The sequence below is a fragment of the Spirosoma agri genome (genome assembly GCF_010747415.1).
GTDB classification, from domain to species: Bacteria; Bacteroidota; Bacteroidia; order Cytophagales; family Spirosomataceae; genus Spirosoma; species Spirosoma agri.
On the sequence record NZ_JAAGNZ010000008.1, the window covers coordinates 23,774 to 34,246 of the forward strand.

At 51.4% G+C, this 10,473-nt stretch carries 7 protein-coding genes and 1 pseudogene; 5 read left to right on the plus strand and 3 right to left on the minus strand.

The genetic code is table 11. The annotated features are described in order from the left end of the window. The first annotated feature begins 198 nt into the window (after nt 1-198). From GK091_RS27965 to GK091_RS27980, 4 genes are all read left to right on the plus strand, one after another. Nucleotides 199-1,371 carry an efflux RND transporter periplasmic adaptor subunit gene (locus GK091_RS27965; RefSeq protein ID WP_164044048.1) on the plus strand — a complete coding sequence of 391 codons (1,173 nt, stop codon included), beginning with the start codon at nt 199-201 and terminating at the stop codon, nt 1,369-1,371. A gap of 62 nt (nt 1,372-1,433) precedes the next feature. Continuing rightward, nucleotides 1,434-4,631, plus strand: a complete 3,198-nt coding sequence (locus tag GK091_RS27970; RefSeq protein WP_164044049.1) for an efflux RND transporter permease subunit — start codon at nt 1,434-1,436, stop codon at nt 4,629-4,631. 2 nt (nt 4,632-4,633) lie between these two features. Then, complete coding sequence (locus GK091_RS27975; RefSeq protein ID WP_164044050.1) at nt 4,634-6,061, plus strand: efflux transporter outer membrane subunit; 1,428 nt, start codon at nt 4,634-4,636, stop codon at nt 6,059-6,061. A 1,190-nt stretch (nt 6,062-7,251) separates the two neighbouring features. Beyond that, complete coding sequence (locus tag GK091_RS27980; protein WP_317166372.1) at nt 7,252-8,439, plus strand: WG repeat-containing protein; 1,188 nt, start codon at nt 7,252-7,254, stop codon at nt 8,437-8,439. 98 nt (nt 8,440-8,537) lie between these two features. Here GK091_RS27980 and GK091_RS30170 read toward each other — a convergent pair whose 3' ends face one another. The 3 genes and pseudogenes from GK091_RS30170 to GK091_RS28000 form a co-directional block, all read right to left on the minus strand. Beyond that, nucleotides 8,538-8,714, minus strand: a complete 177-nt coding sequence (locus GK091_RS30170) for a helix-turn-helix domain-containing protein (protein ID WP_394351905.1) — start codon at nt 8,712-8,714, stop codon at nt 8,538-8,540. Continuing rightward, nucleotides 8,678-8,984: pseudogene (locus tag GK091_RS29775) on the minus strand (recombinase family protein). Before GK091_RS29775 ends, GK091_RS30170 begins: the two are co-directional and overlap by 37 nt. Nucleotides 8,985-9,004: 20 nt before the next feature. After that, nucleotides 9,005-9,835, minus strand: a complete 831-nt coding sequence (locus GK091_RS28000) for a sugar phosphate isomerase/epimerase family protein (RefSeq protein WP_164044054.1) — start codon at nt 9,833-9,835, stop codon at nt 9,005-9,007. A 154-nt stretch (nt 9,836-9,989) separates the two neighbouring features. Here GK091_RS28000 and GK091_RS28005 point away from each other — a divergent pair, with 154 nt between their 5' ends. Then, nucleotides 9,990-10,388, plus strand: coding sequence for a hypothetical protein (locus tag GK091_RS28005; protein WP_164044055.1), 399 nt, complete (start codon nt 9,990-9,992; stop codon nt 10,386-10,388). Nucleotides 10,389-10,473 lie beyond the last annotated feature (85 nt).

Here is a 10,473-nt window from a genome sequence, read left to right on the forward strand (position 1 = left end):
AGACCTCGTTCGTCATTCTTTTGCCAAACAGACGATCGACCTGGTCGTACTTTGTACCGTTCCACCAGCTTTTGAAAGACGCATAGACCTGTGCTCGCCCAATTGGAGTCTGCTCGATCCATTTTAATTATTTTTTAATGAAGCCGGAATAGTTCAGCCAAAAATGCTGTTTCCGTTTAAGCCACTCGTTACAACCTGATGTTCCCAATCAATACCGTATCTAAGTTAGGTTCACTCTTCTTAGCCTTATTTCTCACGCTGAGCCAGTTTGGTTGCGGCTCATCAACCAGCGAAACCACAACGACTGCCGACGTGCCTACGCTGCCTGTCGTACTGGTCAAAACGGCATCCGTGAATACGTATCAGGAGTTTTCGGCGACGCTGGAAGGTCGGGTGAACGTCGATATCCGGCCGCAGGTAGAAGGTTACCTGGAAAAAATTTATGTTGATGAAGGCGCGGCTGTTCGCAAAGGTCAGCCCCTGTTTCGTATCGATACGCGCACCTACCAGCAGCAGGTCGGCAATGCCAGCGCCAGCCTATTGGCGTCGAAAGCTAATTTAGATAAAGCCGCCCTGGAAGTGGCCCGATTGACGCCGTTGGTTGAGAATAACGTCGTGTCGGATGTGCAGCTCAAAGCCGCTCAGTCGGCTTACGCGGCTGCTAAAGCCAATGTTGAACAGGCACGTTCGGTGGTCGGCAACGCCACTGTTAACCTGAACCGGACCTTGATCACGGCTCCGGCGAGTGGCTTCATTGGTCGATTGCCCTACAAAACCGGAAGCCTGGTGGGACGTGCCGAGTTACAACCCCTAACCACACTCTCGGACGTGCATGAGGTGTTTGCTTATTTCTCGATGAGCGAGGTCGATTTCCTGCATTTCACCGAACGATCATCGGGTACGAGTCTGGCAGATAAAATCAAAAAACTGCCGCCCGTCGATCTGATTCTGGCCGATGGTAAAGCGTATGCGCAGAAAGGCCGGATCGAGCTGGTGACGGGACAATTTGACAAAACGATGGGTTCCATCAGTTTCCGGGCCGTTTTCCCAAATGCGCAGGGGTTGCTCCGCTCCGGCATTACTGGGCGCGTGCGTATTCCGCAAGCCCATCCATCAGCGGTGGTTGTACCGCAGGAAGCTACGTTCGAGCGGCAGGACCGTGTGTTCGTCTACGCGCTGGCCGACAGCAATAAAGTGGTAAGTAAACCGCTCGAAATTGCGGGCAAAAGTGGCAATTTTTACCTGGTCACGAAGGGTATTCAGCCCGGCGAACGGATCGTTCGGGAAGGGCTGGACCGGCTTCGTGATGGCGACATGATCACCCCGCGACTCATAGCAACCGACAGCCTGACAGCCGCCCGCGTCCAGTAATATTGAGTCTCTATTCACCGTTCCGGCCCAGCGTATTGGGTTGAAACGCTTCTGATTCATCTATGTTTAAGCTATTCATCGAACGCCCGGTACTGGCTACGGTTATTTCTATCCTGCTGGTTATCCTGGGTGTCATCTCCCTGGTTTCGCTGCCCGTTACGCAGTTTCCTGAAATTGCTCCGCCCAGCGTGCAGGTAGCGGCCTCCTACCCCGGTGCCAACGCCGAAGTGGTGGCCCGCTCCGTCGCGACTCCACTCGAAGAAGCCATCAACGGGGTCGAGAACATGACCTATATGACCTCGTCATCAGGCAACGACGGGTCGGTGGCGGTCAACATTTATTTCAAGCTGGGCACGAATCCCGATCTGGCAGCGGTGAACGTACAGAACCGGGTGGCCAAAGCAACGAGTCTGCTACCTGCCGAAGTGATTCAGGCGGGCATTTCGACGCAGAAACAGCAGAACAGCATGATCATGATCCTCAACCTGAACAGCAATGAGGCCGTTTATGACGAAACGTTCTTGCAGAACTACGCTAAAATAAACCTGATTCCGGAGTTGCAGCGGGTGAGTGGGGTAGGGCAGGTAATGGTCTTTGGTGTGAAGGATTATTCCATGCGGGTCTGGCTCAAGCCGGACCGGCTGGTGGCGCTTGGCCTGTCGCCCCAGGAGGTGATCGGGGCCATTCGGGAGCAGAATCTGGAAGCGGCACCGGGTAAAATTGGGGAGAACAGCCGCGAAGCGTTCGAGTATGTAATCAAATATAAGGGCAAACTCAACCAGCCGGAGCAGTACGAAAACATCATTCTGAAAGCCAATGCCGATGGCTCAACCATTCAGCTCAAGGACGTAGCGCGCATTGAATTTGGCTCGTTCACCTACAGTGGTGATACGCGCGTCAACGGGAAACCCAGCGTCGGCATTGCTATCAACCAGATGGCGGGTTCGAACGCCAATGATATCCAGGTGGCCATTCTGTCGATCATGGATAAAGCCGCCGGTGCGTTTCCCAAAGGCATAAATTACACCATCGGTTACAGCACAAAAACGTTCCTTGACGAATCCATCGATCAGGTGACACACACGCTGATTGAGGCCTTTATTCTGGTGTTTATCGTGGTGTTCCTTTTCCTGCAGGACTTCCGGTCGACGCTTATTCCGGCCATTGCGGTGCCGGTTGCCATCATTGGTACGTTCTTTTTCATGCAGTTGTTCGGCTTCACGATCAACCTACTAACGCTCTTTGCGCTGGTACTAGCCATCGGGATTGTGGTCGACGATGCCATTGTGGTGGTCGAAGCGGTTCACGCCAAGATGGAGAAAAGTAGGCAGTCGGCGCGGTCGGCAACGATCCAGTCTATGCAGGAAATTTCAGGGGCTATCATTTCCATTACGCTGGTGATGGCGGCTGTGTTCGTGCCGGTCGGGTTTATGAACGGCCCGGCGGGCGTTTTTTACCAGCAATTCGCGTTTACGCTAGCCATCGCCATCCTGATCTCAGCGGTCAACGCACTCACGCTGAGTCCGGCGCTGTGCGCGCTGCTGCTGAAAAATCCGCACGGTGAGGATGAATCGGATAACGATGGTCATTCGAAGAAAGGGTTTCTGAATCGGTTCTTCGACGCGTTCAATGCGGGCTTTACCTCGCTCACGAATAAGTACGTCGGTAGTCTTCGGTTTTTGATTCGTAACAAATGGGTTGGTTTGAGCGGGCTGGCGTTAGTGACTGCTGTCACGGTCTTTCTGATGCGAACCACACCAACGGGCTTCATTCCGTCGGAGGATCAGGGTTTCATTGCCTATTCGTTGAAACTCCCGGCGGGGGCATCCCTGCAACGCACGCAGAAAGTGGCCGATAAAATTGAAGGCATTTTGCACAAAACACAGGCCGTCGAGCAGCATATCGAAATCAGTGGGTTCAACATGATTGCCAACTCAGCCAGCCCATCGTATGCCGCCGGGTTCGTCAAAATGAAACCTTACGCTGACAGGGGCGCCGTTAAGGATCTTCAGCAGGTAGTCGATTCGGTCAGCAAACAGGTAGCGGGTGTAGAAGAAGGTCGGGTCGATGTATTTACCATGCCCACCGTTCCGGGCTTTAGCAACGTCGATGGCTTCGAACTGCTGTTGCAGGATCGAACCGGCGGTAAAATTGATAAGCTCAGCGCTACGGCCAATGCTTTTATTGAGGAACTACAGAAGCGCCCTGAAATCGCGGCCGCCTTCACGACCTTCGATACGGGTACGCCCCAGTTTGAACTGGAGTTGGATGTCAAAAAAGCCAAACAACTCGGCGTTTCGACCAGCGATATTCTACAAACGATGCAGGTGTATTACGGCAGCACATTTGCGTCGGACTTTAATCGGTTCGGTAAATTCTACCGCGTCATTGCCCAGGCCGACGCACCGTATCGGGCTGATCCGTCGTCGCTGACCAGCATTTACGTGAAGAAGGCTTCGGGGCTGATGGTTCCGATGACGACGTTCGTTACGTTGAAACGCGTGTATGGACCGGAAGCCATCACCCGAAATAACCTCTTTACCTCGGTCGCCATTAATGGACAGGCTAAGCCGGGGTATAGTACGGGCGATGCCATCCGGGCGGTGGAGGAAGTAGCGAAGAAAAAACTCCCGGTTGGGTACACCTACGAGTGGACCGGCATGACGCGTGAAGAAATTGCGGCTGGTAGTCAGTCGAGTTTGATTTTTGGGCTTAGCCTGGTGTTCGTTTATTTCCTGCTGGCGGCTCAGTATGAGAGCTATGTACTACCGTGGGCGGTATTACTTTCCATTCCGACGGGGATTCTGGGCGTATTCGCGTTCATCAATCTGGCCGGAATCGACAACAACATTTACGTACAGGTGGGCTTGATCATGCTGATCGGCTTGCTGGCCAAGAATGCTATTCTGATCGTCGAATTCGCCATCCAGCGACGGCAGGCGGGTATGGGCTTACTGGCCTCGGCACTGGATGCGGCCAAACTGCGGCTACGCCCCATTCTGATGACGTCGTTTGCGTTCATTGTCGGGCTGGTGCCGTTGATGAGCGCCACGGGGGCATCAGCCAAAGGCAATCACTCGATCAGTATCGGTACGGCGGGCGGTATGCTGACGGGCGTGCTGCTGGGGCTGTTTATCATCCCCGTCCTGTTCGTCATTTTTCAGGGAATTCAGGAGAAAATCAAGCGGCCCAGAACGGCCGAAGAACGGAAGGCATTGGCCGAAGAAGCGTTTGCCAACCACCCGATAACTCGTAATTAATCATGTCACGACCCTTCTTTTCGTCGTCTCGCTTGTCAGCCGTCCTGGTTGCGCTCACCTTGTTTGTCTCAGGGTGTAAAGTGGGCCAGAACTACCAGCGCCCGACGGTGCAACTGCCTGAGCAGTTCGGGCAACGTAGCAAATTCGATACCACCAGCGTCGCGCTGATTCCCTGGCGGCAGTTCTTTCGGGATACCGAATTACAGAACCTGATTGGAACGGCATTGGCCAACAATTTTGATTTGCAGATCGCCATCAAACGGATCGAGGAAAACCAGGCCTATGTGCGCCAGACGCGTTACGCCTTGTTGCCCGCCGTCAACGCGCAAATTGCGGCTTCGACGGTGACGCCATCCCGCAACAGTCTGAATGGGCTGAGCCTGGAGAATTTTATTGGCACCCGGCACCTGGAAGATTACTCCGCTAACCTGTCTCTAGCCTGGGAGGTAGACATCTGGGGGCGAATCCGTCGGCAGAACGAAGCCACCCTGGCTCAATTCCTGCAAACCGAAGAAGCGGCCAAAGCGGTACGTACCAATCTGGTGGCGAGTGTAGCAACGGGCTATTTTAACGTCTTACTGCTCGATGCCCAACTGGATGTGGCGAAGCGGAACGTAGCCTTGGGCGATTCCATCGTTCGATTGGTTCGGTTCCAGAAAAAGTCAGGCGATGTGACGGAACTGGCGGTTCAACAGGCCGAAGTCCAACGCCAAACCGCCGATCTGTTACGCTCGCAGTTGGAGCAGGCATTGGTCATCGAGCAGAATGGCATTCGACAGTTGCTGGGCGATTGGCCGGGTGCCATTGCCCGAAGCAGCCAACTCACGACGTATCCTCTTGCCGACACCTTGCTGGTGGGTGTACCGGCGCAACTGCTGGCTAACCGGCCCGATGTCCGGACGAGCGAACTTGGCCTGGTAGCAGCCAATGCCCGCGCTGGCGTTGCCGAAGCCAGTTTGTACCCGGCCCTGACCATTACAGGAAGTGGCGGTTTGAATTCGTTTCAGGCCGGAAACTGGTTTGCTCTGCCTAACTCCCTGTTTTATAACCTGGCAGCTGGTTTGGTACAACCCGTTTTTGGCCGTCGCCAACTAAAAACGCAGCTTGACGTGAGTCGGATTCAGCGGGAAGCCGCCCTTATTCAGTTTCGGCAAAGTCTGAATACGGCCGTTACCGACGTGTCGAACGCGCTGGTTCGGAATGAGAAATTGCAGGAGCAGGAACGAATTGCCACAACGCGCGCCCAAACGGTACAGGGCGCGATCAACAATGCCAAACTGCTGTTTAAGAGCGGGATGGCTACCTATCTGGAGGTGATTACGGCGCAAAGCAACGCCCTTCAGGCAGAGTTAACCTTAGCCGACATCAAGCGGCAGCGGCTGGGGGCTATGGTTGACGTTTATCGGTCGCTGGGGGGCGGCTGGCGATGACTAGCAAGTAGTGACTATAAATGTTGTAACAATAGGAATAGGCTTACTTATGAAAGCAATCTGAAGCTACTGGTATGCAGCTTCAGATTGGTGCCGATACACCAAGTAGAGACTATCAAATAAAAATGAATTTAGCTTTGTGGGAGACCTGTGAGGTAATAAGTAAAACATTCATTCCTCCCTCAGGTGCTGAGGAACCTGACTTATACCGAGAAAGGGACAAGCTAGTCTTTGCCAGTATGGGTTCAACAAGTACTGCTGGACCATACTGATTAAGTGTTCTGGTCAACTTGAGGCTTGGGTTTAATCAACTCAATTTGGTGGTTATGCAATTAGGACAAAATGGCCAAAATTTTAAGCCGCATTTTCAATCAGAATCGGACGTTTAAGTGAAGATGCTCCGCCCGTTATCAAAACATCTTTAAAGTTCTGGCAAGCTCACTTAAGAAGAAAAGTTGTTGAGCGTCATGGTGTTCAAATCCCCCTTATAGGTCTTGAGGACCTAATTGACGAAAAACAAGCGTTTGGTAGATATAAGGATATAGCAGACCTTGAAAATCTAAGAAGAAGTAATCCTGCTCCTAGCACTTAAGGAAACAAATACGTTCTTAAACCTGCACTTTCATTGCTTTTGTAATTCAATATTGATCTACCAGTACTGTATTGGCAGGAGCACTACAGGCATCTACGCGGAGAAGGCCGTTTATTCTTCGACATAATTTTTTGCCCTGTCCCTCACTCTGAACTATACCGCAACGGCGGACCGTGCCGTCTTAGGCCGGGCGGATACAGGGAGTACATCCGTTGCTAACTCCGGTCCGTTATTTTAGACCAAAAGGGACGACAGGTAAGTTCAACCCCTTTTGAGCGAACTTATACATTGTAACTGCCAAGTCCGTTGATCGACAAACTAACCTTAGATTACAGTTTCTGATGTAGCTTTATGGAATCCATATAAATCGTACATCCATCAAGAATAGTCCGTCTTTAGCTGATTAAGGTGTATGCTCCAACAATACTACAGAAGTGCGTGGCGTAATCGAAGCAGACTGCCACTTCTGATATTTCTAGCCACCCTTCGGAATCTTACGCTTCTTTTCCTATTCTGGCCGTCGGCGGGGCTATTCGCCCAGTCAAGCCAGGCTTGGTTAACTGAATACGATGAATGCCAAGACTATGGGGAGGTTTACGTGGTCAAAAAGATTACTAAGGCGTGCCGTTCCTACCAAACCTTCCTGACCGATAAGAACGGCCGCAAACTAACGCCTGCTTACCGCGATATTGGAGACTTCGAAGAAGGGCTAGCCGAGTTTGTCCCGATGCAACGTAGCGGGCAAGGGTATGGTCTGCACGGATTTATCGATAAACAGGGAAAGGTCATTATTGAGCCAAAATACATCTCCACTGACCGATTCCGCCAAGGCAAAACCTGGGTCATTTATCCGGCCGGTTCCCACTATGGGCTTTCATATATTGATCGGAGGGGAAAAGAGCTGTACAAAATCCCCATTCAGCACTATTCAATCGATTACCTGATCAAAAACGCGACAATCGATCATACCTGTAACCACGACACCAAGGAAGATGTGCTTTGGTGGCGAAAGGGCGAATTCTTTATTCTCAACTTCAACTTTACTCCCTTTGTCACGGAGCAGATCCAGCGATCCAAACACGTTACGGCCTTTAAATACCAGGGAAAATTTGGCATCATCGACCCTGACTTGGTGCTGAAAGTTCCGGTGGCGCTCGATGCCGTTGATGTCGATTACACCTACTCAGGCCAAGGTATGCAACGCGTGCAATATGGGGCCAAGTATGGGTACGTGAGTCCGGTAACGGGCGAACTGATCGTTCCCTTCAATTATACCGATACCCGCAAGCCAACCAACGGCCTGTTTTGGGTCAAGAAGAATGGCAAATGGGGCTGTATTGACAAAACCGGCCAGTTGCGCATTCCTCATTTGTACGATGAAGCAACTGGCTTTACCGCCGAAGATCGGTCAGCGGTGGCCATAAAGGGCAAGTTCGGCCATATCGACAAGTCGGGCAACGTACGTACGCCGTTGACCTATGATTTTGCCTCGTATTATCAGCATGGCCTCTCGATGGTTCGTATGAAGGATAAATACGGCTTTATCGATACGACCAATCGGTTGATTATCCCACTCATCTACGACGAAGCGTTCCCCTTTGACCGTGTAACGACGATCGTTGAGCGCTACTGGCTTCGGTATGAACTCTCCCTGAATGGTAGGGAGAAATTCCTGGGCTTCTCCTACAAGCTGGATGCCGTATTAATTATCATTGGCCTACTGCTCTTTATCTGGTTCAACAGTTTGATTATAAGAGTAATCAGCAAGTTTAGGCCCGTGCGGTAGAAGTGCCAGTACGGGTTTCGAAATAGTTTAGGCTACTACCTGGCTTTATCTATTGAACCACGTTCATTAAAGAAAGTATCGACTACATCGACAATTTTCTACATTGTGGCAATTGGCTTTTCACCTGCAACGCCAATTTCGACTCCTCGTTGACGGAGGTGTTTGTAAAGGGTGGTTTTAGCGATGTGTAACTCACGAGCGATTTGTTCCACTGAGTATTTGGCTTCTTTGTAAAGGGCTATCCAAAGCGGCTGAGCAGAAAGCCCGCTTTGGATAGCCCTTTACGACGACCTAAGAGTTGACCCCGGCGACGGGCAAAGGCTAAACCGGCTAGTGTCCTTTTCCGAATCACCTCCCTCTCAAATTCGGATAAGCTAGCGAAAATGCGAACAACGAGCCGACTCTGAGCCGTAGTAGTGTAAGGAACGGCCTAGTCGACCCAGCTTCCAAATGACGAGGGTGTCACCTTGCCGGATGATTTCTAATAGTCTGTCTGGTTCTGGTCGTTCAATTTTATCACCACTAGCTTTCTCCGAAGGCCACATTCAGAATGGGGTGTTTTGGGCTACCGCCCTAGTATTTTTGTAGCCTTAAAACTAGTCGTTAGACTGGACCAAACGGAAGGGTGGAAATGACCGTCCTGCTCCACGATCGAATACTGTAAACCCGCTTGCTTGGCGTGGTCAAAAAGCCGGTTGTAATCAATATTGCCTCTGCCTACCTCCGTATTGGCCGTGCGATCCTGCTTATCCATATCCTTGACATGCCAGATGGGAAAGCGGCCCGGATATTTCTGGATGTAGCTTAATGGATCCACCTCCATGCGGGCAAACCAATACAACTCCATCTCCATGATCATCAGCTTAGGATCAATCTGTTTCAGAAACAAGTCATAAGGCACCACACCTTCGAAGGTCTCAAAATCATACCCATGGTTATGATAGCCAAATTGAATGCCATGTTTCTGGCATAACTCGCCTAACCGGGTATACTCGTCCACCGCCCGCTTGGTTGTCTCCAGACTAGTGAGCTCATTATACGGGACAATCATGTAGTTGAGCCCTACGGCAGCGGCCTCGGTGATGGAGTTCTCTGCTGTTTTGCCCAGATTGAAATGAGAGGCAAACAGCGTCATGCCCAGGTCATGGGCTATTTTAGTAAACTCCGCCGGTTTCAACCCAAAATAAATGCCCTTGTCACCCTGATAGGATTCCAGCAGCGTATAGCCAATAGCCGCCAGTTGCTTGAGCGTGCCCACGGGGTCCTGATTCATCCATTCCCGAACGGTATACAACTGAATACCAATGGGATACTTATCTTTGGCCTGAGAAGTCGCAGCAGGAAGACCGGTAGCCAGCGCCCCGGTGGCCAGGAGAAATTGTCGGCGTGAAAACATGCGGTAACGCACCGGAGTAGGGTGCTGATGGGATAAAGCCCGTCAGTACCCTACTCCTACCCGAAAACAAACGCAAATACACGTATGGATAGGCAATCATTCTGAATTAGCCTTTAATCTCGGAACTTACCAAAATGCGCTTTACCTTTGCGCCATGAAATCCACGTTGGCACTTTTCCTGGGCATCATCATGCTACTGGGTAGTCTGTTCCCGCAGACCGACGTGGAAGAAGTCTATAAAATCCCCGGCCTGATTGTCCATTATCAGCTTCACAAGAAATCAGCGGGGAGCGATTTCGATTTCTGGCAGTTTCTCGACATGCATTACGATGCGTCCTCGAAACACGCCAAACTACCTCATAAAGGCGTAAAGATTCCGCTCTACAATCACCTCTCGGCCGGTTTCGTCTTTACTTTGTCTCCCTTCCAGCCCCAGGCAGTACCCACCGAATTGGTGACGCTGATTCCCTGGCCGCAGGTTCATTTTTCCTATGAGAACCTGTACGCGTACCAGAATCCTTCGTTCTTCTTTCAACCTCCGCAGGTAGCATAGCTCCGTTTTTGTGGTCTTGGCCCGTTGGCTGAGCATGTGCGTTTGCCCATGTCTTCGGCTCACTGGCTCTTGTTTCTCAACGAGT